This window comes from Pseudomonas sp. M30-35 (assembly GCF_002163625.1).
Classification (GTDB): domain Bacteria; phylum Pseudomonadota; class Gammaproteobacteria; order Pseudomonadales; family Pseudomonadaceae; genus Aquipseudomonas.
The window spans coordinates 502,185-527,055 of record NZ_CP020892.1; the positions used below are offsets into that span (position 1 = coordinate 502,185).

The 24,871-nt window shown below is 55.0% G+C and carries 19 protein-coding genes; 4 read left to right on the forward strand and 15 right to left on the reverse strand.

Annotated elements, in window-relative coordinates; translation table 11 throughout:
- Positions 1-111: 111 nt before the first annotated feature.
- The 4 genes from betA to B9K09_RS02240 form a co-directional block, all read right to left on the reverse strand.
- Entirely contained in the window at positions 112-1,812 is a 1,701-nt protein-coding gene (gene betA, locus B9K09_RS02225; RefSeq protein WP_087515318.1) for a choline dehydrogenase, read from the reverse strand.
- 133 nt (positions 1,813-1,945) lie between these two features.
- Complete coding sequence (gene betB, locus B9K09_RS02230; RefSeq protein WP_087515319.1) at positions 1,946-3,418, reverse strand: betaine-aldehyde dehydrogenase; 1,473 nt, start codon at positions 3,416-3,418, stop codon at positions 1,946-1,948.
- A 293-nt stretch (positions 3,419-3,711) separates the two neighbouring features.
- Positions 3,712-4,302: a transcriptional regulator BetI gene (betI, locus tag B9K09_RS02235; protein ID WP_087515320.1), complete on the reverse strand. Its 591-nt coding sequence runs from the start codon at positions 4,300-4,302 to the stop codon at positions 3,712-3,714.
- Positions 4,303-4,421: 119 nt separating this feature from the next.
- On the reverse strand, positions 4,422-4,730 hold the full coding sequence (locus B9K09_RS02240; protein ID WP_087515321.1) for a putative quinol monooxygenase: 309 nt from the start codon (positions 4,728-4,730) through the stop codon (positions 4,422-4,424).
- 171 nt (positions 4,731-4,901) lie between these two features.
- Here B9K09_RS02240 and B9K09_RS02245 point away from each other — a divergent pair, with 171 nt between their 5' ends.
- Complete coding sequence (locus B9K09_RS02245; RefSeq protein ID WP_087515322.1) at positions 4,902-5,492, forward strand: NAD(P)H-dependent oxidoreductase; 591 nt, start codon at positions 4,902-4,904, stop codon at positions 5,490-5,492.
- Positions 5,493-5,587: 95 nt separating this feature from the next.
- On the opposite strand, the gene B9K09_RS02250 is transcribed toward B9K09_RS02245, so the two are convergent.
- From B9K09_RS02250 to B9K09_RS02260, 3 genes are read right to left on the reverse strand one after another with little or no spacing between them, the layout of a single operon-like run.
- Entirely contained in the window at positions 5,588-7,012 is a 1,425-nt protein-coding gene (locus B9K09_RS02250) for an efflux transporter outer membrane subunit (RefSeq protein WP_087515323.1), read from the reverse strand.
- Positions 7,009-10,146 carry an efflux RND transporter permease subunit gene (locus B9K09_RS02255; protein ID WP_087515324.1) on the reverse strand — a complete coding sequence of 1,046 codons (3,138 nt, stop codon included), beginning with the start codon at positions 10,144-10,146 and terminating at the stop codon, positions 7,009-7,011. The genes B9K09_RS02250 and B9K09_RS02255 overlap by 4 nt, the downstream gene beginning before the upstream one ends.
- Positions 10,147-10,158: 12 nt before the next feature.
- A complete protein-coding gene (locus B9K09_RS02260; RefSeq protein WP_087515325.1) occupies positions 10,159-11,307 on the reverse strand; it encodes an efflux RND transporter periplasmic adaptor subunit in 1,149 nt (382 codons plus the stop codon).
- Between the two features lie 402 nt (positions 11,308-11,709).
- Here B9K09_RS02260 and B9K09_RS02265 point away from each other — a divergent pair, with 402 nt between their 5' ends.
- Entirely contained in the window at positions 11,710-12,081 is a 372-nt protein-coding gene (locus B9K09_RS02265; protein ID WP_157699317.1) for a MarR family winged helix-turn-helix transcriptional regulator, read from the forward strand.
- Positions 12,082-12,162: 81 nt separating this feature from the next.
- Here the strand turns inward: B9K09_RS02265 and B9K09_RS02270 are convergent, their stop codons facing one another.
- From B9K09_RS02270 to B9K09_RS02285, 4 genes are all read right to left on the reverse strand, one after another.
- Positions 12,163-13,020, reverse strand: coding sequence for a glycine betaine ABC transporter substrate-binding protein (locus B9K09_RS02270; protein ID WP_087515327.1), 858 nt, complete (start codon positions 13,018-13,020; stop codon positions 12,163-12,165).
- 218 nt (positions 13,021-13,238) lie between these two features.
- Entirely contained in the window at positions 13,239-14,183 is a 945-nt protein-coding gene (locus B9K09_RS02275) for a choline ABC transporter substrate-binding protein (protein WP_087515328.1), read from the reverse strand.
- A gap of 38 nt (positions 14,184-14,221) precedes the next feature.
- Positions 14,222-15,106 carry a proline/glycine betaine ABC transporter permease gene (locus B9K09_RS02280; protein ID WP_087515329.1) on the reverse strand — a complete coding sequence of 295 codons (885 nt, stop codon included), beginning with the start codon at positions 15,104-15,106 and terminating at the stop codon, positions 14,222-14,224.
- A gap of 2 nt (positions 15,107-15,108) precedes the next feature.
- Positions 15,109-16,305 carry a glycine betaine/L-proline ABC transporter ATP-binding protein gene (locus B9K09_RS02285; RefSeq protein ID WP_087515330.1) on the reverse strand — a complete coding sequence of 399 codons (1,197 nt, stop codon included), beginning with the start codon at positions 16,303-16,305 and terminating at the stop codon, positions 15,109-15,111.
- 1,044 nt (positions 16,306-17,349) lie between these two features.
- Here B9K09_RS02285 and B9K09_RS02295 point away from each other — a divergent pair.
- Complete coding sequence (locus tag B9K09_RS02295; protein ID WP_087515332.1) at positions 17,350-18,729, forward strand: L-serine ammonia-lyase; 1,380 nt, start codon at positions 17,350-17,352, stop codon at positions 18,727-18,729.
- Positions 18,730-19,247: 518 nt separating this feature from the next.
- Positions 19,248-20,351: a GlxA family transcriptional regulator gene (locus B9K09_RS02300; protein ID WP_087515333.1), complete on the forward strand. Its 1,104-nt coding sequence runs from the start codon at positions 19,248-19,250 to the stop codon at positions 20,349-20,351.
- Between the two features lie 188 nt (positions 20,352-20,539).
- Here the strand turns inward: B9K09_RS02300 and B9K09_RS02305 are convergent, their stop codons facing one another.
- From B9K09_RS02305 to dgcB, 4 genes are read right to left on the reverse strand one after another with little or no spacing between them, the layout of a single operon-like run.
- On the reverse strand, positions 20,540-20,791 hold the full coding sequence (locus tag B9K09_RS02305; protein ID WP_087515334.1) for a hypothetical protein: 252 nt from the start codon (positions 20,789-20,791) through the stop codon (positions 20,540-20,542).
- A gap of 24 nt (positions 20,792-20,815) precedes the next feature.
- Positions 20,816-21,610, reverse strand: coding sequence for an electron transfer flavoprotein subunit beta (locus B9K09_RS02310; protein ID WP_087515335.1), 795 nt, complete (start codon positions 21,608-21,610; stop codon positions 20,816-20,818).
- A complete protein-coding gene (locus B9K09_RS02315; protein WP_087515336.1) occupies positions 21,600-22,823 on the reverse strand; it encodes an electron transfer flavoprotein subunit alpha/FixB family protein in 1,224 nt (407 codons plus the stop codon). Before B9K09_RS02315 ends, B9K09_RS02310 begins: the two co-directional genes overlap by 11 nt.
- Positions 22,820-24,769, reverse strand: coding sequence for a dimethylglycine demethylation protein DgcB (gene dgcB / locus B9K09_RS02320; RefSeq protein ID WP_087518950.1), 1,950 nt, complete (start codon positions 24,767-24,769; stop codon positions 22,820-22,822). The genes B9K09_RS02315 and dgcB overlap by 4 nt, the downstream gene beginning before the upstream one ends.
- Between the last annotated feature and the right edge of the window lie 102 nt (positions 24,770-24,871).

Below are 24,871 nucleotides of genomic sequence, written 5' to 3' on the forward strand. Positions count from 1 at the left end.
ACGTAGGGCAGACAGCGCTCTTTTGTCCGCCAGCCACAGCAAAAACCTGCGGCTATTGACCGAGCGCCGGTGGACAAGCTGCGCGTTGTCACACCCTACTGTTCGCAGGTCTTATCGCGTAGTCGCCGATGCACGCATGGCAGGCCCGCGAACGGCTGCGCCATTGGCGACATAGTACGGAGCGGTGCTACGTGGCAATGGCGCGCGTCCGCGAATTTTATCTGCGATCTTCTCGGCCATCATGATGGTCGGTGCATTGAGGTTGCCGGTGGTGATCAGCGGCATGATCGAGGCATCGACTACGCGCAGACCTTGCAGGCCATGCACTCGGCCCTGGCCGTCAACCACAGCCATGTCGTCTTCGCCCATCTTGCACGAGCACGAAGGATGGAAGGCGGTCTCGGCATGTTCGCGGATAAAGTTATCCAACTGCTCATCGCTGGTGACATCGATGCCCGGGCTGATCTCGCGGCCACGATAAGGATCCAGCGCAACCTGCGCCATGATCTCGCGGGTGATACGAATACCGTCGCGAAACTCTTGCCAGTCCTGTTCGTGCGCCATGTAGTTGAACAGGATGCTTGGGTGCTGGCGCGGGTCTTTAGACTTGGCGCGCACACGGCCGCGGCTCGGTGAACGCATGGAGCCTACATGAGCTTGGAAGCCATGCTCACTGACCGCATTGCTGCCGTTGTAGTTAATTGCCACAGGCAAGAAGTGATATTGAATATTTGGCCACTCAAACTCTTCTCGCGAGCGAATAAAACCGCCAGCCTCAAACTGGTTGCTGGCACCGACGCCGTTGCCCATGAACATCCATTTGGCACCAATTGTCGGCTGGTTCCACCACTTAAGGGCTGGGTAGAGTGACACCGGTTGTTTGCAGCTGTACTGCAAATACATTTCCAAGTGGTCTTGCAGGTTTTCGCCGACGCCGGGCAGGTCGTGGACCACTGGAATATCCAGCTCCTTGAGTAACGCTGCCGGGCCAACACCTGAACGCTGGAGAATTTGCGGTGAGGCAATCGCGCCGCTGCAGAGCAACACCTCACGACGGGCGGTGACCTCGACCGGCGTGTCGCTGTTGCCCTGCAAATAAGCCACACCCGTTGCGCGTTTGCCGCTGAACAAGATGCGATCAGTCAGGGCATGGGTGACTATGCTTAGATTGCTGCGCCCTCGGGCCTGGTCCAGATAACCGCGGGCGGTGCTGGCGCGCCGGCCTTTTGGGGTTACCGTGCGATCCATCGGCCCGAAGCCTTCCTGCTGAAAGCCATTGAGGTCATCGGTACGTGGATAACCGGCCTGCACACCGGCTTCGATCATCGCGTGGAATAATGGGTTGTTGCCGGTTTTCGGGGTGCACACGCTCACCGGACCATCGCCGCCATGATAGGCGTTGGCGCCAATGTCGCGGCTCTCGGCCTTGCGAAAGTACGGCAGGCAGTCGAGATAACTCCAGTCTTCGAGGCCAGTGTTTTTCGCCCAGCCGTCGTAGTCCATGGCGTTGCCGCGGATGTAGCACATGCCGTTGATCAGCGATGAGCCGCCCAAACCTTTGCCGCGGCCACACTCCATGCGCCGGTTATTCATGTGCGGCTCTGGGTCGGTTTCGTATGCCCAGTTATAGCGCTTGCCTTGTAGCGGGAAGGCCAGCGCAGCAGGCATTTGCGTACGGAAATCAAGGCGATAGTCTGGGCCGCCAGCTTCGAGCAGCAGCACGCTGACATCGCTGTCTTCAGTCAGGCGGGTGGCCAGGACGTTGCCAGCAGAGCCAGCACCAATGATGATGTAGTCAAATTCTTGATTCATGATCTGTACCTGCGTTGCGGCGGTTGCATGACGTTCTCGGTCGTTGCTTTCAGCATCTGTCTAAACGGCAGTAGCAGGGCCTTAAAGCGCTGACGAGTGTGGGTCATGCGCTGGTTGGCCACAGCGTTTGCGGTTAGAACACCGAGGCGTAATCGCCTAATTCAACTTGAACCGACTTGATGCGCGTGTAGTGGGTCAATGTGCTCAGGCCATTCTCACGGCCTACGCCGGACTGCTTGTAACCGCCAACAGGCATTTCGGCGGCTGATTCGCCCCAGGTATTGATCCAGCAAATACCAGCCTCCAGCTTGTGGATAACCCGGTGAGCACGGTTCAGGTCGCGGGTGACGATGCCAGCGGCCAAGCCGTAGTCGGTATCGTTGGCACGGCGCACCACTTCATCTTCAGTGTCGTAAACCAGAATGCTCATGACCGGGCCGAAAATTTCTTCGCGGGCGATGGTCATGTCATCCGTGCAATCGGTGAAGACTGTTGGCGCCACGTAAGTGCCTTTGGCGAACTCACCGTCGGTGACCTGTGCGCCGCCACAGAGCAAACGAGCTCCTTGGGTTTTACCGGTTTCGATATAGCGCAGCACGTTTTGCATGTGCCCTTGGCTGACTAGCGGACCAAAGTTGGTGTTTTCGTCTTGCGGGTCGCCCATGCGAATACGTTTCACGCGCTCGACAATCTTGCTCTCAAAGCGTGACTGCAGCATGCGCGGGATAAACACCCGAGTGCCGTTGGTGCAGACCTGACCCGAGCTATAGAAGTTGGCCATCATCGCGATGTCTGCTGCGCGGTCGAGATCAGCATCTTCAAAGATGATCAGCGGAGACTTGCCGCCCAGTTCCATGGTCACATCTTTCAGCGTTGAACTAGAGGCGCTGGCCATGACCTTCTTGCCGGTGGTAGTGCCGCCGGTGAATGAGATTTTGGCGATACCCGGGTGCTCAGTCAGCATCTGCCCAACCGTGCTACCGCTACCGGTGAGTACGTTGAAGACACCGTCTGGAACGCCAGCTTCGGTGTAGATCTCAGCCAGTTTTACCGCGCTCAGCGAAGTGACTTCACTGGGCTTGAAGATCATCGCGTTACCGGCAGCCAATGCGGGTGCGGATTTCCACATGGCGATCTGGATCGGATAGTTCCATGCGCCAATGCCCGCGACTACGCCCAGTGGCTCGCGGCGGGTGTAAACGAATGAGCTGTCGCGCAGCGGGATTTGCTCACCTTCAATCGCTGGGATCAAACCGGCGTAGTACTCAAGCACATCGGCGCCGGTGACGATATCGACAAAGCGGGTCTCGGAAAGGGGTTTACCAGTGTCGAGGGTTTCCAGCGCGGCCAGTTCATCGTTGCGCTCGCGCAGAATATCGACTGCGCGGCGCAGAATTCTTGAGCGTTGCATGGCCGTCATGGCTGCCCAGATTTTTTGCCCTTGGTGGGCGCTGGCAACGGCGTTATCCACATCCTGCTGATTGGCTTGCTGAATATTGGCGAGGACTTCACCGGTGGCGGGGTTGATGCTTTCGAATGTTGAAGCGCTGCTGGAGTCGACGTAGCGACCACCAATATAGAGTTTCTGGTCTTCGAATCGAGCCATGGGAAATCCTCTCTCGGTTGTTCTGTGCAAGGCAGACAAATGACTTAAAGCGCCTTTGTCGAATAGGTCGGCGGTGGGCAGCGCGCAGTTCAACTGCAGGATGACGGCCGGAAATGATGCCATTAGGCTACGTTATTTTTATTGAACGATCAATCAATAAAAAACTCAATGGCGACCGAAAGCGCTCTGTTAGCGACAGGATTTACGCGGTCTTGAGGTTGTTTAGCGCTTGGTCAGAGGTGCCGACAGCGGGGCAATTTGTAGCGTGTTTTCGTTGTTGTGTGGTGCCGCGGTTAAACGGCTTCGCCGAGTTGCATGTCGAGATAGTCGTAGGCGATGTTCAGCGCTTCTTCGGTATCAAAACCCTCGCCGGACAATGCACCTCGCAGCCACAAGCCATCAATTAACGAGGCCAGACCGCGTGCAGCGGTGCGAGCACGCTCTTGTGGTAATACGCGACGAAATTGCCCGCAGAGATTGGAATACAAGCGGTGGTCGTTGACCCGCTGCAAGCGCCGCAGTGAAGGTTGATGCATGCTGCTGGCCCAGAAGGCCAACCAGGTTTTCATCGCCGGGCCGCTGACTTGGCTTTGATCAAAGTTACCGCCGATTATCGCGCGCAAGTTGTGCCGTGGGCTGTTGTCCTTGAGGGCGCTGCGGCGTTCGCGAACCGCATCGCTCAACGCCAGCATCAAATGGCGCATGGTGGCTTCGAGCAAGCCATTTTTATCTTTGAAATAATGGCTGATGATGCCATTGGAAACCCCGGCCAGCTTGGCGATATAAGCAATACTGGCGTCGCTCATGCCAACTTTATCAACTGCTTCAAGGGTCGCAGCGATCAACTGTGATCGACGGATCGGCTGCATTCCGACCTTGGGCATTTGAGACTCCAACAGGCGCTTATAAGGGCGCCCAGTCTAGGGCCATTTTTGTTGATCGATCAATCAATATTAGCGCTGGTGATTCGGCCTCTTATGACTTTAACCGTCCAAGTCGCTCATTACAGAGGCTCAGCAACCGCTGGCTCTATCATTCTGACCTGTAGCTCGCGGCTCAGATAGTTCATGCGCTGCTCATGGAACTCACGCATGTGCGGCAAGGCTACGTGGCGGTTGAAAGCGGCTTGGTCCTGCCAGACTTCGTAAAAGGTAAAGCGCGTAGGCTCAAGTGGGTCGCGCAGCATGTGGTACTCAATGCAGCCATCTTCAGCCCGACTGGATGCGATATAGCCGCGAAACAGATTCGCGAATGCCTCGGACTGTTCCGGGCGTGTGTAGGCGTCGAGGATAAAGGCATAAGGCTGGGTCATGAGTCGCACTCAGAGGGGTGATTGATGAGTGCACTTTAAAGCAGTAAATCCAGTTGTATTAGTGACTTTTAAGCAAATGTCATTTGTCCACCACTCTATTTTTAGCTGTGCTCAAGGTCTCTAAACTGCGCACAACTAAAACTTACTGGGTGTTTCGATATGTCTAACGTAATGAAAAAAGTTCTGCTGCTCGACGGTGGTAAACAGTTCGCTCACTCTGCGGGGCTTTATAACAGCACCATGCATGAGACTGCGTTGCAGGTGCTTGACCACGCAGGTTTTGAGTTAAAAGCAACTCGCATCGATGATGGTTACGATATTCAGGAAGAGGTTGAGAAGTTTCTCTGGGCTGACGTGATCATCTATCAAATGCCGGGTTGGTGGATGGGCGCACCTTGGACGGTCAAGAAATACATCGATGAGGTGTTTACCGAGGGCCACGGTAGCTTGTACGCCAATGATGGCCGTACCCGTTCCGACAGCTCGCAGAAGTATGGCAGCGGCGGCTTGCTGCAAGGCAAGCAATACATGCTGTCTTTGACTTGGAATGCGCCGACTCAGGCGTTTGATGACCCGACTGACTTTTTCTCTGGCAAGGGTGTTGATGCGGTCTATCTACCGTTTCACAAAGCCAATGAGTTTCTCGGCCTGAGCGGTTTGCCGACCTTTATCTGTAACGATGTGATGAAAGCGCCAGCAGTCGAACAAGACCGTGCACGTTATGCCGCGCACCTGGCCAAGGTCTTTGCGTTGCCTGCTTAAATGCGCAGCAGGGCGCGCACAAAGCGAGCCCATGCTGAAGTGTACGGTGCGATTAACAGGTGGATGAAAAAGCTTCATCCACCTTATCCGTCAGCTTATGAACCGTCGGCCAGCTCGCTACCGGGCTGCCAGCCACCGCCCAAGGCTTTGTACAGGTTTACTTCGCTACTGAGTTGGGCGAGACGGTCGCTGATCAAGTCCTGACGCACCTGAAACAGCAGGCGCTGGGCATCGAGGAAGATCAAATAGCTGTCAACTCCGCCACGATAGCGCTGTTGCGCCAAGTCGAAGTATTGCTGGGTGCTATTGAGTAATTCCTGTTGCGCTGCAAGCTGCTCTTTGTAGGTCAGGCGTGCGGTCAAACCGTCGGACACTTCCTGAAAGGCCAGTTGGATGGCTTTTTCGTATTGCGCGATCTGGCTGTTTTTCTCAATCTCAGCCACATCCAGTGAGGCATTCAGGCGCCCGGCGTTGAAAATCGGCAGATTGATTTCTGGCTGAAACAGCCAGGTGCCGGTGCCGCCACTGAACAAGTCTGACAACGACGAGCTCATGGTGCCTGCGTTGGCGGTGAGGCTGATGCTGGGAAAGAACGCTGCGCGCGCCGCACCAATATTGGCGTTAGCGGCTTTGAGCATGTGTTCAGCTTGGAGAATATCAGGGCGGCGTTGCAGCAACTGAGAGGGCAGACCTGCTGGTAATTCAGTCAGCAGATTGTCGTTTAAATCCGGGCTGGCGGGCAGATCTTGCGGCAGAGCACCACCGAGCAATAGCTCCAATGCGTTTTGGTCCTGGGCCACTTGCCGGCGATATTGAGCCAGCACCACGTTGGCACTATCCAGCGAGGTTTTCGCTTGGCTCAAAACAATCGCCGAAACAGCTCCGGCTTCCAGACTGCGCTTGGTCAGGTCATAGCTGTCTTGGTAGGTCTTGCCCGTTTGCTCTGTGATTTGCAGCAGTTGCCGGTCGGCCTGCAAGGTAAACCAGGCATTGGCGACGCTGGCGATCAGGCTGATGCGCACACTTTGTTGCGCCTCAATCGTGGCGAAATATTGCTCAAGAGCTGCCTGATTCAAACTGCGCAGGCGGCCGAAGAAATCCAGCTCCCAAGCACTGACGCCTAAAGTGGCGCTGTATTGGCTGTTAGTGCTCGAATCACTGCTCTGGTTGACCCCTTCGGGTATGCGCTGACGTGTACCCGTGCCATTGGCATTAACCTCAGGAAATAACTCGGCCCGCTGGATGCGGTATTGCGCCTGATACGCCTCTACATTCAAGGCCGCAACGCGCAGGTCGCGGTTGTTGTTAAGTGATTGTTCGATCAGCTTGATCAGCGCCGGATCCTTGAAAAAGCTGCGCCACTCCTGCAACTGAGTTGCTTCGGCCGTGCCTTGCGTCGGATAAGCGTCGGCACTTGGGTAAACCGTATCAACGGGTGACTGTGGCTGGCTGTACTCAGGGTTCATCGAGCAGCCACTGAGCAGGGCAAGGGTGATAATGCTCAGGCTAAATTTATTCATGGCTGCACCTCATCCTGCGCAGTCTTTATCCGCTGTCTTGGTTTAAACCAAGAGCTGACCAGGACAAAGAATAACGGTACCCAGAATATTGCCAGCACGGTTGCGCTAAGCATGCCGCCGATAACGCCAGTGCCGATTGCGTGTTGGCTACCCGCACCCGCACCGCTGGAAATTGCCAGTGGTACCACGCCGAGAATAAACGCCAGCGAGGTCATGATGATAGGTCGCAAGCGCATGCGGCAGGCCTCAAGCGTGGCCTCGACAAGGCCTTTGCCATTGTCGTTAAGCTCTTTGGCGAACTCGATGATCAGAATGGCGTTTTTCGCCACCAAACCAATGGTTGTGAGCAAGCCGACCTGGAAGAACACATCGTTGGACAGCCCGCGCATACTGGTCGCCAGCAATGCACCGACTATCCCCAGAGGCACCACGAGCAGGACTGCAAACGGAATGGTCCAGCTCTCATAAAGCGCCGCCAGACACAGGAACACGAAGATCATCGACAAGGCATACAGCGCGGGTGCTTGTGAACCAGACAAGCGTTCCTCATAAGATATGCCTGTCCAGGAATAGCCCACGCCGAGAGGCAGTTTTGCGGCCATCTCTTCCATCGCTTGCATGGCTTCGCCGGTGCTGTAGCCCTCGGCGGGAGCACCGAGAACCTCCATGGCTGAAACACCGTTATAACGCTGCAGCTTCGGTGAGCCGGATACCCATTTACCGCCCGCAAAGGCGCTGAAGGGCACCATTTTGCCTTCACTGTTGCGCACGTACCATTTGTTCAAATCTTCGGGGGCCATGCGTGCTGAGGCTTCACCTTGCAGGTAAACTTTTTTCACCCGGCCTTTATCGATGAAATCGTTGACGTAGCTGGAGCCCCAGGCAATCGACAGTGTGTTGTTGATGTCGCTGAGACTCAATCCCAGCGCTCGCGCTCGCTCGTCGTCGATTTCCAGTTGGTATTGCGGCTCATCTTTCAGGCCGTTAGCCCGCACGCCTGTGAGCACCGGGTTCTCGCGCGCCATCCTCAGCAACTGATCCCGCGCTTCAGTCATGACCTCATGGCCGACGCCAGCACGGTCCTGCAAGAACATGTCAAAACCGCTGGAGTTACCTAATTCACGAATGGAGGGTGGGGCAAAGGCAAACACCATGGCGTCGGTGATTGAGCGAAAGCGCTCTTGCGCACGACTCACCAGACTGAAGACACTGTTGACCTCGCCGGGGCGCTCCTCCCAAGGTTTCAGGGTCACAAACGCCATGCCAGAGCTTTGCCCGCGACCTGCAAAGTTGAAGCCGCTGATACTGAATACCGACTCGACAATATCGCCTTCCTCATTGAGCAGGTAATCACGTACTTGATCCACGACCTCCTTGGTCCGCGCCATGCTGGAGCCAGACGGTGTTTGCACCTGCGCATAGAACGAGCCTTGGTCTTCCTCGGGTAGGAATGCGCTGGGAATACGGCTGAACATCCAGGCAATGATGCACAGAATCAAGGCGTAAAGAATGAGGTAGGGCAGCTTGTGTTTGAGGATACTGACGACGCTGCGCTCATAGCCATTAACACCGCGTTCGAAGGTTTTGTTGAACCAGCCGAAGAAGCCGCGCTTGCTGTGGACCTCGCCGTCTTTGATCGGTTTGAGCAGGGTTGCGCACAGCGCCGGAGTGAAGATTAGTGCAACCAGTACCGAGAGGGTCATCGCGGCAACGATGGTGATCGAGAACTGGCGATAGATGACCCCGGTCGAGCCGCCGAAGAACGCCATCGGTAGAAACACAGCAGACAGCACCAGCGCAATCCCGACCAGCGCTCCCTGAATCTGGCCCATGGATTTACGTGTGGCTTCGAGCGGGGAGAGCTTTTCCTCGGCCATCACCCGTTCTACGTTCTCCACCACGACAATGGCGTCATCCACCAGCAACCCAATCGCCAGCACCATACCGAACATGGTCAGGGTATTAATGCTGAAGCCGAATGCATCGAGCACTGCAAACGTGCCAAGCAACACAACCGGCACGGCCAAGGTAGGGATCAGCGTGGCACGGAAGTTCTGCAAAAACAGATACATCACACAGAACACCAGAACGATGGCTTCCATCAGGGTGAAAATCACCTCTTTGATCGAACCGGCAATCACTGGGGTTGTGTCGTTGGGGTAAACGATTTCAAGGCCTTTCGGGAAGAATGGCTTGAGCTCTTCGAGGGTGCTGCGAATGGCTGCCGAGGTTTCTAGCGCGTTGGCGTCCGTCGCCAGCCTGATCGCCATGCCCGCTGCGGGATTGCCATTATATTCTGCCGAGGTGCTGTAGTTTTCCCCTCCCAATTCAACTTTTGCGATATCACCCAGGCGAACCTGTGAGCCATCAGAGTTGACCTTGATCAGGATTTTTTCGAATTGCTCCGGGGTTTGCAGGCGGGTTTTGCCAATAATTGTCGCATTCAGTTGCTGGCCATTCTGAGCGGGCAACTGACCGAACTGGCCGGAGGAAATCTGCACGTTTTGCGCTTGAATGGCGGTTTTAACATCCACTGGCGTCAACTGGTAATTGTTCAGCTTTTCCGGGCTGAGCCAGATACGCATGGCGTACTGCGCGCCAAAAATCTGGAAGTCGCCTACGCCTTTGGCCCGCAGTAACGGATCTTGAATATTGGAGACGATGTAATCGGCGAGATCGTCGCGGTCCATGCTGCCATCTGTGGACACCACGCCGACAATCATCAGGAAGTTACGCACTGCTTTGGTGACACGAATACCTTGCTGCTGCACCTCTTGGGGCAATAGCGGAGTCGCCAGTTGCAGTTTGTTCTGCACTTGCACCTGGGCGGTATCGGCATCGGTACCCTGATCGAAAGTCACCGTAATGGTCATGGTGCCATCTGAGTTACTTTCGGAAGAGATATAGCGCAGGTTGTCCAGGCCGTTGAGCTGCTGCTCGATTACCTGAGCGACAGTGTCTTGTACGGTTTGCGCAGAGGCGCCGGGGTAAGTGACTCTGATGCCAATGGCCGGTGCAGCAATGCTGGGATACTGATTGATCGGTAAGTTGAGGATGGCCAGGCTGCCAACCAACATGATCATCAGCGCAATTACCCAGGCAAAGATCGGCCGGTCGATAAAAAAACGAGACATGCGTGCCGCTCCTTATTGAGGTTCAGCGGCATTTGCCGGAATGGTCGCGGGGTCTACTTCTGTCTCAATCTCGGCTTCCGGCTCAGGGTCACTCATGCCTTTGATGTTCTGCGCAGCGACGGGGCTGACTGTGTCGCCAGGCAGAACGTATTGCAGGCCTTCTGTGATCAAGCGATCGCCATCCTTCAGCCCAGCAGTCACGAGCCAGTTACTGCCGGACGTGCTGTGGGTCGTAATTGAGCGCAGCACCACTTTGTTATCAGCATCCACCAACAGGGCAACAGGCTCGCCTTTGTGGTCGCGGGTAATACCTTGCTGGGGTGCGAGAATTGCCTGTTTACGCACACCGCTGATCAACTTGGTGTGCACGAACATTCCGGGCAGCAGCATATGGTCGGGGTTGGGGAAAACTGCGCGCAGGGTTACCGAGCCGGTTGTTTCGTCAACTGACACCTCGGAAAACTGCAACGTACCCGTGTGCTGGTATTGGCTGCCGTCTGGAAGAATTAACCGGGCTTCAGCCTGGTTTTTACCTGCTTTGTCGAGTTCTCCTACGGCGATAGCTGTGCGCAGTGCCAGTTGGTCTTTAACTGACTGGGTGACGTCGACGTAGATCGGATCATATTGTTTGATCGTTGCAAGGGCAGTGCTTTGACCATTGGTCACCAACGCGCCTTCGGTGATCGTGGAACGTCCGATGCGGCCACTGATGGGGGCTGTGATCTTGCTATAGCGCAGGTTGATGCGGGCTTGGTCTGCGGCTGCTTCGGCTTCGAGGCTGGCGGCGCGGGCGGCTTCGTAGTCTTGACGACTAACTGCCTGGTTGGCGACCAGTAACTCATAGCGCTTGGCTTTGGCTCTAGCTGAAGCGAGCGTCGCCTCGGCGCTCTTTAACGTGGCTTGATAAGTTGCTGGGTCTATCTGATAGAGCACTTGCCCAGCTTTTACATCATGGCCTTCTTCAAACAGGCGCTTAAGGATGATGCCGTCAACTTGCGGGCGAACCTCTGCGACACGTAATGCCGTGGTGCGCCCTGGCAACTCGACCGTTTGCTCGAAGCGCCTGGCTTTGAGGGTGACAATGCCAACTTGTTGTGCCTGTTTTTCGGCCGGTGCGTTGGGCTTATCACAGCCAGTTAACACGACACTCAATGCGACCATCGAGATAATTAGTAAGGGGCTGAGGGATCTCTGAAAAACTACTACGCTAGATATTACTGCGTTAAAAAACTGCTCAAAATGCTCATTTACAGCACGTAAAGTCGAGCGCGACCCCGGTCGCTTTTTCGCACTCTTTTGCCTTGTACTATCTTCGCTCGCTACATTTTTCAGCGGATCCCCGAGGTTGCCTTGCATGCCCTGCTCTCCGTTACGACGTACTGGCAACCAGCGCTGCGGTGTCTGGCAGGTAAGTTCAGTACAAAATGCGATATAGTTGATAGGGTCAACATTCTCGCGATAGGGTTGACTGAGTCAACATTGTTTACAGAATCCTTACTTCCGAGTGTTTCCACCGTGACCAACCAAGCGTTATCTCGCGCCCTGCGTCGGCTGATTATGGGTATGAAACACAATGTTTTACGCGATCTGCGTGAAGCGAATCTTGCACTTAACCCGCCAGATGTCCTGTTGCTTGAGCAATTGGCGGAGCAGCCGGGTCTCAATCCGCTCGCGCTGACAAAACTCAATGGTTGTGACAAGGCCTTGATTACTCGGCGGGTGCGCAGCCTTGAGGCGCGCGGCTGGATAAAACGTGAGCCAGACCCGCAAGATCAACGCAGTGTGCAGTTGAGCGTGACTGCGCAAGGCGCGCAGGTTAAAGATCAGGCTTTGGATATCTTTTATGCGGCTGAAACTGCAGCATTCGCACCGTTGAGTGATGCTGAGCGCGAAGCGTTATTGGCGCTGTTAACCAAGTGCTTACCTGCTGAGTAAGTCTTGGTCTTGGTGGTATCAATATTCGCGCACAAAAAAAGCGGACCGAAGTCCGCTTTTTAACACTGAGATAAATACGGCTTATTTAAGCCACTCAGCTACGCGCTCAGGGTTATCAGCAATCCACTTTTTGGCAGCATCTTTAGGGTCAGCGCCTTCGCGGATGGCCAACATGACCGTACCCACTTCTTCACCACTCCACGAGATTTTCTTCAGGAATGCTGCAGCATCGGGTGCTTTAGTTGCCAGTGCAGGGTTGGCCACGGTGTCTACGTGCTCGTCATCGCCGAAGACTTTTTTCGGGTCATCAAGGAAGCGCAGTTTCCATTTGGCGAACATCCAGTGTGGAATCCAGCCAGTTACGACGATTGCCTTCTTGTCTTTCTCCGCACGCGCCAGGGCGGTAGCCATGCCTGGGCCTGAGCTTGGCATTAGCTTGATGTCGAGGTTGTACTGCTTGATCGCGTCTTCGGTACGGCGCATAACGCCTGCACCGGCATCAATACCGGTGATCTTGCCGTCGATGTCTTTGCTGTACTTGTTCAGGTCTTCGATGCTTTTAGCCGCGAAGTAGTCAGGCACGATCAGGCCGATTTTAGCGCCTTGATAGTTAGTGCCGAGGACTTCAACCTTATCTTTGAAGCGTTTGAAGTATTCGCCGTGAGTCGTTGGCAGCCAAGCAGACAGGGTCACATCAAGGTCACCACGGGCCACGCCTTGCCACATGATTGCAGGTTCTACCGCTTGCAGCTTGACGCTGTAACCGAGTTTGCTTTCGAGTACTTCAGCCGCAACGTTGCTGACTGCGACACTGTCGTCCCAGCCGTTTACGAAACCGATTTTCAGCTCTGGTTTATCCGCAGCCATTGCTGAAGACATGCCAAGCGCCAAGGCTGCAACGCCAAGGCCTTGCAAGCACATTGATTTGATTTTACGCATAGGGTTTTGCTCCGTCAGTGTGAGTGGCAGTTGTTATAGGTTTACTGGCTCGTTCTGATTGCGGGCCTGTTGCAGCCGTAGTTGGCTACACCCTTCTGGTCCACAGGGGCGCTCACTGCGAGGTGAGTCACCCAGTAAACCGGCAAACAGGGTTTGCTCGGTTTTATCAAGCCTTTCCGCCAATACTGGCGGAAAGGTGTTGAATCTAATCGGCAATTTTACAGGCCGACGAATTTCTTGACGGCAGCAACACCGTCTTCCCCGTCAACAGTGGTTACACCTGCAAGCCACTTATCGAGAGCTTCTGGGTGCGCCTTGATCCACTCTTTGGCCACGGTGGTTGGGTTCTGCTTATCGAGAACTTTCTCCATCAACTGGCTTTCGATTTCGACTGTGAACTGCAGGTTATTGAGGAGCTTGCCAACGTTAGGGCACTGCTCTTCATAGCCTGGCGAAACCACGGTGTAGACCTTGGCTGCGCCGTAGTCTGGACCGAATACATCGTCACCGCCGGACAGGTAAGTCAGGTCAAACTGAGTGTTCATTGGGTGTGGTGCCCAACCGAGGAAAACTACCGGCTGCTTCTTTTTGACCGCCCGCTGAACCTGGACCAGCATGCCTGCTTCGCTGGACTCAACCATACGGAAGTCACCGAGGTCGTATTGGTCGCCTTTGATCATTTTTTCGATCAACAGGTTACCGTCGTTGCCTGGCTCAATACCGTAGATCTTGCCGCCTAGCTGGTCCTTGAACTTGGCGATGTCTTGAAAGCTTTTCAAGCCTGCTTCTGCGGCGTAGGTCGGTACAGCCAGTGTGTACTTGGCACCTTCGAGGTTGGCTTTAGGAAGAACCTTGACCCCGCCGTCCTTGAGGAACGGCTCAATCACCGCATCCATTGATGGCGCCCAGTAACCCAGGAATACATCAATTTGGTTCTTTTTCACGCCGGTGAACGCGATAGGCACTGATGCGAGGATTTTGCGGGGTTGATAGCCCAAACCTTCAGTCAAGGTCATGGCAACACCTGTGGTCGCAGCAATATCCGCCCAGCCAATCTCGGCAAATTTAACCTGCTTACAGCTCGCAGGTTCTGCAGCCCATGCGCCTTGCATCATCGTGCAAGTCAGCAGGCCTACCCCTGCAAGTGCTTTAATCGTGTTCATCGGCAACTCCCTAGTCTTTATTAAAATGAAAGGCTTATTTATTGACGTTGCAGTTTTGCGCTCAGCCAAGAGACAACGCTGCTGCGACTATTCTCTTGCTTAGGTGTGCCGAAGCTTTCTGTAATACGGTCAAGGATGATTGCCAGCAACACCACGGCCATGCCGCTTTCAAAGCCTAGACCGATATCCAGGCGTTGGATGCTCGCGAGTACGTCGTTACCCAAACCGCCAGCGCCGACCATCGAGGCAATAATCACCATCGACAGGGCCATCATGATGGTCTGGTTAACGCCCGCCATGATGGATGGCATCGCGTTGGGCAGCTGTACCTTGAACAGTAGTTGACGACCGTTACAGCCGAACGACTGGCCGGCCTCAACGATTTCCTTGTTGACCTGACGAATGCCCAGGCTGGTCAAACGCACGGCAGGTGGCATCGCGAAGATCACGGTTGCGATGATGCCGGGTACGCGACCGAGGCCGAAGAGCATGGCCGCCGGGATCAAGTAAACGAACGCTGGCATGGTCTGCATAAAGTCGAGGACGGGGCGGATAATCATTGCCACACGCTCGCTTTTAGCCGCCCATATGCCCAGCGGAATACCAAGGACCAGGCTGATAAGCGTTGCTGAGAAGGTCAGGCCGAGTGTGACCACCGTTTGTTCCCAGAAGCCGGTCATTACGATCAGCACGAAAGAAATGGCGGTGAAAATTGCGAAGCGTAAACCGATACGCCAAATACCGAGCGCAACAAAAATAGCGATCAAAAGCCACGCTGGCGGAAACATCAATATGGCTTCAATGGCTTCGGAAAAACCACTGACAACCTGACCAATGCTGTCGAATGCGCCGCTGTAGTTGTCCAGCAGATGTTGGACAACATCATTTACCCAGCTGCCGAGGTCGAGTTTTTTATCGCTCATGATTAGTCTCCCTGCATGCGGGTCAGAAGGCGGCCCTTGCTGATGGCACCGCTGTAACGGCCATTTTCATCCTTAACCGGAATCGGGCCCTCGTTATCAACCAAGCGCTCAATCACTTCGTTGAGCGGCATGTCTTCAGAGGCGCACTCAATTTTTTTGAGTACATCCGTATCCAATGCATGCGGTTGCCCGTCTTCGACCATCAGGGCAATTTTTTCGAGGCTGATAGAGCCCTGGAAAACGTTGTCCTGATCGACGATGAAGGCGTAGTGTTTGTCCATATCTTGCAACTGCTGGCAAACCGTTTGTGCATCTGGCGCCTTCCCGTTGTGGACGAAAAGCGGCACGCTGTCAGCCTTGAGTTGGCCAGCTGTCAGGTAGCGGTTGGTGTCAACGGTATCGAAGAAGTTACGCACATAATCATTGGCAGGGTTATCGACCAGCTCTTGCGGTGTACCGACCTGGATCAGTTTTCCGCCTTCCATGATGCCGATGCGATTACCGATGCGCATGGCTTCTTCAATATCGTGGGATACGAAGATAATGGTGCGTCGATGGGTTTTTTGCAGCTCTAGCAGCACGTCTTGCATTTCACGGCGCTTGAGTGGGTCGAGTGCCGAGAAGGCTTCATCCATGATGATCATCGACGGGTCTACTGCCAGTGCGCGGGCCAAGCCAACACGCTGCTGCATACCGCCGGATAACTCATGTGGATGCTTGTGTGCAAAGGTATCGAGGCCCACTTGGGTGAGGACCTTCATTGCTCGTTCTTCGCGTTCTTTACGGCTAATGCCGGCGACTTCAAGACCGAATGCTGCGTTATCCAGCACGGTGCGAGAAGGCATCAACGCGAAGGACTGAAAGACCATGCTCATGTCACGGCGACGCAGGTCAATCAACTGCGACTTAGGCAGCTTTGCAACGTTCTGTCCATCAATGAACACATCGCCAGCACTCGGTTCAACCAAACGATTGATCAGTCGAATAAGCGTTGATTTGCCCGAGCCAGACAGGCCCATCAACACAAATATTTCACCTTCTTCGACGCTAAACGATACATCGCTGACTCCGATTACGGAGCCTTTTTCAGCAAGGATTTTATCTTTGCTCCAACCTTCTTTAAGCAGGTCGATTGCTTCTTGTTCATTTTGGCCAAAAACCTTGTACAGGTTCTTTACGACGATTTTTCCAGACTGCATGGGATTTGTTCCCCTTCAGAAGACATCCAGATCAGTTACGCGGAGCTCTGCTTTAGGCAGAGTGATGCCGACTGTTCGTGTCTGTGTGGGTTTACGTGGTTCCAGGATATGGTTGGCCAATTGCTGCGCGGCGCTTCAGGTTTAATCGGGCACCACCAAAGCGTCGCCCCATGTGCCGTTAAGGCGGTGGACGATTGAGTATGGTGATTGTGATAAAACCTTGCTGTGCCGTGCTGCAAACTGCTTTCCAAACCCTCTGGCAGTGTTTTGAAGCCCAATCCATTGGGTGAACACATCTCAACCTGAGACGCGCGTACATCCGAATTTTCTTGTAGGGCTGGCGCCTGTTTGGTGGTTGGCCAGCACGTTTTTTTACTTCGGCCCAAGGCTATTTAAGCCTCGGTCTGTTTGCTTAGTTTCAAGCAACAGCGACGAAATCGGCTGACTCAACGATATAGGCTTCCAGTGGCGACAATTGTCGATTAGCGACCCTGACGTGTTGGGCGGCGACATTGCGCATACCTATTAAAACCATAACAGACTTTTTAGCCTCAAGGCCAAGGCTGGAAGCCGCGCCGTACGTGGTTTTCAGCGTTTCAGTCGGGTGCAGCCGCCGTAGGCCGGGGGCTGTGGCGGAATCAAAAAAAACTGAAAAAAAACTCATTTTTGCTGAAAAAACGCGCTCGAGTGTAGTTTTTATTGCACATTTTTAGCCGTGAAGATGCACCCTTTGTGTCGATTGTTTGTTGCGTTTTTAGCTTTAATGCAGCGAATTCAATAGCTGTTTTTCCAAGTATTTCATTGATTTGTATGGCTGTACGCGGGCTGCTTTTATTGCTTGGCGATGGATTAAATCGACGCTACCCATGTGCTTGATAAAAACAGCACCCAGTGGTGAGCGAGCATTCAGTTTTGAACCCGTGCCTCAGCCGTTACTCGTCAGCATTGACGGATTTGGATATGAGCAAGTCGGTGTTAGGCGTCAATCCTTCGTTGAAATCCTGATCATGGCCGCCATACAACAATTCCCTTGAGGAAACTGTCGTGGCTATTAGTGTATTTGACCTTTTTAAGATTGGTATTGGACCTTCCAGTTCGCATACGGTTGGCCCGATGCGCGCCGCCGGACTGTTTTTGGCTGCGCTACAAGAGCGGCAGTTGCTTGCGCGAACTGAACGTATAGAAGTGCGTCTTTATGGCTCGCTCTCGGCGACTGGGGTTGGTCATGGCAGTGACAATGCGGTGTTGATTGGTTTGATGGGCGAGTTGCCTGACAGTGTTGATCCACGCCAGGTACTTCCCCGGATCGAGACGCTTAAAGCTGATTCACAGCTGAAATTGGGCAGCGGTCCGATTATCCGTTTTGACTGGCAACGCGACATGTTGCTGCTCGAACAAAATCTGCCTTATCACCCCAACGCGCTGACCTTATGCGCCTTCGATGCTAAACACTGTGAGCTGTACAGCAATACCTACTATTCAGTGGGTGGCGGCTTTGTGGTTGATGAAGAGCAGGCCGCGACCGGTAAGTTGGATCAGGATCAAACCCTGTTGCCTTATGACTTTTCCAGTGCGGCACAGTTACTGGACCTGTGCCGGCAGCACAATTTGCGGGTCAGTGAGTTGATGATGGCCAACGAGCAAGCCTGGCGTACTGAAACGCAGATCCGCAGTGGTTTGCTGACGCTTTGGCAAGCCATGCGTGATTGCGTTGAGCACGGCTTGCGCCATGAAGGCGTTTTGCCTGGCGGCCTGCACGTGCAACGGCGCGCTGCCAAGTTGCATCGCAGCTTGCAAGAGCTGGGTAAACCGAATGTGATCGGCTCAACGCTTTCCGCAATGGAGTGGGTCAACCTGTTTGCGCTGGCGGTCAACGAGGAAAATGCAGCGGGAGGGCGCATGGTTACCGCTCCAACCAATGGGGCTGCCGGGATTATTCCTGCGGTGCTGCATTACTACATGAAGTTCAATCCAGACGCTTGCGACGATGACGTCGTTAATTACCTGCTTAGCGCTGCCGCTGTTGGCATTCTGTGCAAGAAGAACGCATCGATCTCTGGCGCCGAGGTCGGTTGCCAGGGCGAGGTCGGTTCAGCCTGCGCCATGGCCGCGGCTGGGCTGGCGGAAATTCTGGGGGCTACTCCTGAGCAACTTGAGAACGCCGCGGAAATTGGCCTGGAGCATAATCTCGGTCTTACCTGTGACCCCGTTGGCGGGCTGGTGCAGGTGCCATGTATCGAGCGCAACGCGATTGCTGCGGTCAAGGCCATCAATGCTGCGCAAATGGCCCTGCGTGGCGACGGTAAGCACTTTATCTCTCTGGATCGAGTGATCCGCACCATGCGTGATACCGGCGCTGATATGCAGGATAAATACAAAGAAACCTCACGGGGTGGTTTGGCCGTAAGTGCGATCGAGTGTTGAAAATTTGAGCGTTTGCAGGACAGGGAAAAACTTGCATGCCCTCTTTGGGTGCGCCATCAATAGGGTGCAGTGATTGGCACTCAAAGCATGCTCGATTTGATGGCTTACCGCTCGTCTGTTACTGCGTAGCTGACAAATTGAGGCCTGGTTACAAACGGCTGTTTGAATGTTGCTACTAAAATGCTCAAAGCCCCATCCCATCTATGTTTCAGGTCGTTTTCCGAATCGTTTTGTCGTGGCTGCGAATGTCGGTATGGCGTGGCTTGCAGCTGTGGTCTATTTTTTATTGAACGGCTAGTCAATTTAGGCATGACCTTTGCGTTGTGATTAAGGCCAGTCTGGGGTTGCAGTAGGCCAGACGTTTGCGTGTTTGATTACGATGCACAGTGTCGATGTTGAGTTATCAGCAGGGGCTGAAACTGTTGATAGCCGACTTGAGTTTTACGCTGACAATCGTAGATCTATTCCAAGAAAGAGCTGTTAAAGCTCAACTACGTGCTTGTGTGAGGGTTTGCTTAATGTCGCAGTCCACCAGCGGGGCGCAGCCTCCGAACCAGTTGCCTCAAACCATCGGCTTTTTGCTTCTGGACAACTTCACCCTGATTTCTCTGGCCTCGGCAATTGAACCGCTGCGCATGGCCAATCAGCTTTCTGGCAAAGAGCTGTATCGCTGGTACACGATCACACTCACAGGTGCCACCGTATCAGCCAGTGACGGGCTAAATATTAGCCCAGACACTTCGCTTAGCAGCGTCCCGAAACTGGACTCGGTTATTGTCTGCGGGGGTGTCGATATCCAGCGCAGCGTTACCCGCGAACATTTGCAGTGGTTGCAGCAACAGGCGCGTCAGGGACGTCATATAGGCGCTGTTTGCACCGGTAGCTGGGCCTTGGCCAAGGCTGGTCTTTTGGATGGATATGACTGCAGCGTGCATTGGGAATGCCTGGCCTCAATGCAGGAAGCCTTCCCGCGTGCGGCGATCACCACGCGCCTGTTTTCTATCGACCGCAACCGCAATACCTCGTCTGGCGGCACCGCGCCGATGGACATGATGCTGCACAAGATCGGCCGCGAACACGGGCGTGAGTTGGCGGCGGCAATTTCGGAAATGTTTATCTACGAGCGTATTCGTAACGAGCAGGATCACCAGCGCGTTCCGCTCAAGCACATGCTCGGTACCAACCAGCCAAAGTTGCAGGAAATCGTTGCCTTGATGGAGGCAAATCTTGAAGAGCCGATCGATCTCGACGAACTTGCTTGTTATGTCGATGTTTCGCGACGCCAACTGGAGCGGCTGTTTCAGAAGTATTTGCATTGTTCGCCATCGCGCTATTACCTGAAGCTGCGTTTGATTCGTGCACGGCAACTACTCAAACAAACGTCAATGTCGATTATTGAAGTGGCTTCGGTGTGTGGCTTTGTTTCGACGCCACATTTTTCCAAGTGCTACCGCGAGTATTTTGGTATTCCGCCGCGTGACGAACGCGCAGGCAATAGCCTGTCGAAGATCGTATCGCTGGTGCCTGTGACCGAAGACCTGATGCGGCCTTCATCATCCAGTGCCATGGCTGCACTGACCCGGGCGCAAGGGGAGTCGACCTTTGCCAGTGTGCGCATTTAAGTGACTGGCAGGGCTTGGTAGGAGTAGGGCGGGCAACGCGAAGCTTGCCCGCCATTGATGGTTTCAGATGGTTCGTAGGGCGCGACAATGCGAAGCTTGTCCGCCATGAAGATCGGACAGATTACCTGGACGTTAACAGCCACGGATGGTTGCTGAAAACACCTTGCTCCTTAGGCGTAAAAACCGGTTTATTTCGGCTTAGGCACCAGTGCCGGTAACAGCGTGCGTGAAACTGCTTCGCGTACCGCAGGTAATAACGTCGCGCTGCCACCTAATAGCTCTTCAACCAGGCGCCGTAACGCCACCGCCCGGTCTGGGCTCAAGCCGCTGACGGCTTGTGCGCAGGCTTGCTCAGCGGTTGCGCCTGATGGGATCGCCAAGCCGATTGCATTGAGGCGTTCGCGCAGGTCTTCCTGGTCGATCAAGTCAGCATGCATCATGGTGAACCTCCTGCGACTGGCGGCTTAACGCAGCACGCCTTCATCCATTAATAATTTGAAGATAGCCTCGGCGGCTTCCGTTGGCGAGCAGTCTTTGAGTACTTGGCCACCACCGCCAGACGCTTTAGCCGTAGCGGCTTTCATTCGCTCGGCGCCGGTTTTTGCCTTGATCACTTTAAGCCGTTTCGGCCGCGGCCGTGCGGGCTGCAATTGCCCCTCGCTAAACAACTGGTCGGGACAGACATTGGCTGCCTGGGTTTGCAGTTCTCCGCGACGTGCTGGGCCAAAAGCACTTTGCCGGGCAGGCGGAGCGGCATTATCGACGCTGGCGATAAAGGGCATTTGTACCTGCAGGCGTCGGCGTTGGCCGCGGGGCAATGCTTGCAATACGTGCGCAACACCCTGATCGATGCGCTCAACCTCGGCCAGCCCCACCACAATTGGCCAGCCGAGCTGCTCGGCCAGCAAATAGGGAAGCATGCCAGAGCCTTCGCCGGTTTCAGCCTGGCTACCGGTAAGGATTAGCTGGGCATCGCTATCGAGCAAGTAAGCGCCCAGCGCATGAATCACATCGGCCTGCGGCGGTTGTTCAAGCACTTGAAGCTGTTTGATGCCCATGCCCAAGTAACCGCGCAAGGCGTCTTGCTGCGCATCACCCGCGTGTACCACCTGTAAAGCTTCGCCCGCGAGGCGCAAGCCTAATTCGACGGCGCGTGCGTCCTGCTCAGCGCGACGTGGCCTGCCAGATGTCGGATGGGCGCCGATTGAAACCAAGGCTACAACGTTGAGTTCTGGGGTATTGGCGGGATTAGGCTGCATCACGGATGTCTCCCTGACGATGGGCGTCGATGCGTGCAATCAATGCATTGAGGATCGCAGCTGAGTCGCCGATGACCGACAAATCAGCGCGTTTAACCATGTCGCAATTGGCATCCATGTTCACCGCGACGACTTTGTCGCAAGCGCCAATCCCTTGCAGGTGCTGAATGGCGCCTGAAATGCCCACGGCCAGATAGACCCGCGCGGTGACCCAGGTGCCGGTTGCGCCAACTTGGCGATTGCGCGGCATAAAGCCGTCATCGACCGCGACCCGTGATGCCCCTTCGGTCGCGCCGAGTGTCTCGGCAGCCTGGTGGAATAGTGACCAGTCTTTAACGCCATTGCCGCCTGACAGGATAAATTCAGCCTCAGCCATTGGAATCAATGCCGGATCGACTGCAACCGCGCCAAGGTCTTTGATCAGTGAGTGACTTGGGCTGATAGCATCTTGCAGCTGCATGGGCTGTGCCTGATGCCGAGTTTCACTGATGGGCTCTGCACATTCTGCCGTGGCCAGAATCATGCGCGGAACTGAGCGTTGCAGATCCTCACGGCCAGCACCGGCGCGGCCGATACTTTGCTCATCCGCTACTTGCCAGACACGGGTTGCCGGGCGCTCGGATAACCTAGCGGCCAACCTGCGTCCCAGTTCACCGCCGCCATTACGGCTGTCAGGGAGCAGCCAGTGGCGCGGCTCAAGCTGGTTTTCAACCCGCATCAATGCAAGCACACGCTGTTCCGGCGAGTAGCCATCAAACACCGCATCGGTGAAATGCACGATACGGTCTACGCCTGCGGTGTCAAAGGCGCTTTCTTTGTGCTCGGCAAAGATCACTGCGACCACTGCTCCGTCTGTGCCTGCCAGTTTGTGGGCGAGACCCAGCAAGTCCTTGTCGTGACTGCTCAGGCGACCGCCGACCATGTCGGGTACGACGCAGATATAAAATTCCGGTTGCGCAACGATATGCAGGGGCAATTGCGCCACGGCAGGCGCGCTGCTGCGTTTGCCTGTACTGGCTTGCTGCGCCCCCGATCGATCGATACGCTTGATTCCGTTTGGCCCAATAAAACCAACGGCATGTGGATTCTTACGGGGTACGCCATCCGCGCTTAACCAACTGGCGACGCTGCTTTGCATGCTGGCGTGCAGCGGATGCAGACGGTTGCGTGCTATCCACTCGGCGCGTGGGTCGCGGCGAATAATCTCACTCATAGAGCCTCCATCGCTTCGCGTTGGGCAGGACGTACCGGTGCGGTTTCGATCAACACTTCAGCAACCAGTTCGGCGATGTCTTTGATGTGCGGGCGCGGCTCAACCACGCCTTCAAGCATGACCGTGCACTGCGGGCAGCCAACCGCGACAATTTCAGCACCGGTTTCCTTGATATCGACCATGCGCATATCGGGAATCCGCTGCTTGCCGGGGATGTCCGTAATCGGTGCGCCACCGCCGCCGCCACAGCAGCGTGAGCGAAAGCCTGAGCGCTGCATCTCCTTGACCTCAATACCAATCGCATTGAGTACGTTGCGTGGTGCCTCGTATTCACCGTTGTAACGGCCAAGGTAGCAGGGGTCGTGATAGGTCACCGACGCATTGCGATGCTTGCTCAGGTTGAGTTTTCCGCTGCTGATCAATTGGTCGATATAGGTGCTGTGGTGGAGCACGCTGTAGTCGCCACCGAAGGCGCCATATTCGTTTTTCAGCACATGAAAGCTGTGCGGGTCGGCGCTGACGATGGTGTTGAAGCGGTATTGTGCAAGCGTGCTGATATTGCGCTTGGCCAGCTGTTGAAAGGTTGCCTCATCGCCAAGTCGGCGTGCCACATCACCGCTGTCACGTTCTTCCAGACCGAGTACGGCGAAGTCCACGTTAGCGGCTTTAAGTACTTTGACCAGTGCGCGCAAGGTGCGTTGATTGCGCATGTCGAATGCGCCGTCACCGACCCAGAACAATACATCGGCCTGTTGTTTATTACTCATCAAGGGTAAATCGAGATCCGCTGCCCAGTTCAGGCGTCCGCCAGGTGCGAAGCCGCCGGGGTTATCGGTTGCAATCAGGTTTTCCAGTACTTCCGCGCCTTTATTCGGCGTGGCGCCTCGTTCCAGGGTCAGATGGCGGCGCATATCGACGATGGCATCGACGTGCTCAATCATCATCGGACACTCTTCAACGCAGGCGCGGCACGTGGTACACGACCAGAGCGTTTCTGCATCCACCAGTGCCTTGCCGTCCAGCGAGACAATTGGCAGGTGTGGTCCGCCGCTGTGTTCGCCAATGTTCTTGCCCGGGTAAGGCGAACCGGCAAACTTGGCATCAGTACCACCCGCCAGACCCACAACCATGTCTTGAATGAGTTTTTTCGGGTTAAGCGGCTGGCCGGCGGCAAAGGCTGGGCAAGCAGCTTCGCATTTGCCGCATTGCACGCACGCATCAAAACCGAGCAGCTGGTTCCAGGTGAAATCGCTCGGCTTCTCAACGCCAAGCGGGGCTTGTGGGTTATCCAAATCAAGCGCTTTCAGGCCAGTGGAACGGCCACCGCCGAAGCGCTCAGCACGGCGATGCCACGCCAGATGCAAGGCGCCGGCAAAGGCATGCTTCATCGGCCCGCCCCAGGTCATGCCGAAGAATAATTCGCTGACGCCCCAAGCAATACCTACCAGCAATACGACAGCCAGCAGCCAGCCGCCAAAAGCAGCAGGCAGAACCCCGGCAACTGGCAACGTGGCAATAAACAGGCTGGCGGAGAACATCAGCAGGCTTTTCGGCAGGCGCATCCACGGCCCTTTTGACAGCCGTGCAGGTGGATCGAGGCGCCGCTTGGCGACAAATACTGCACCGACAAACATCAACGCAGTCGCCGCCAAAAGGGTGAAGCCAAGAATCCGGTTATGCAGGCCAAAACCATGCACCAGAATTGCCAGCACAGCCGCCAACACAAAGCCGCCAGCCGTTGCGACGTGGGTATTGGCGATATATTTATCGCGGGCCACCACATGGTGCAGGTCAATCATGTAACGGCGCGGCATGGCTAATAGCCCGCCGAGCCAGTCAACTTGAGCAGGCCTGCCGCGGCGCCACATGGCAAAGCGTTTCAGCGCACCGATCACGGCCAGCGCCAGTGCGGCAAATAGCAGAATCGGCAAAACGGTATTCAACATCATCGGGTCTCCTTGGCGGGACCGCAAAACCTGAAGTGAGACGACCAAGCGCCAACTCACCCGCTTGTATTCTTCAGCAAAGGCTTGCTGTCTTTGCTCTTA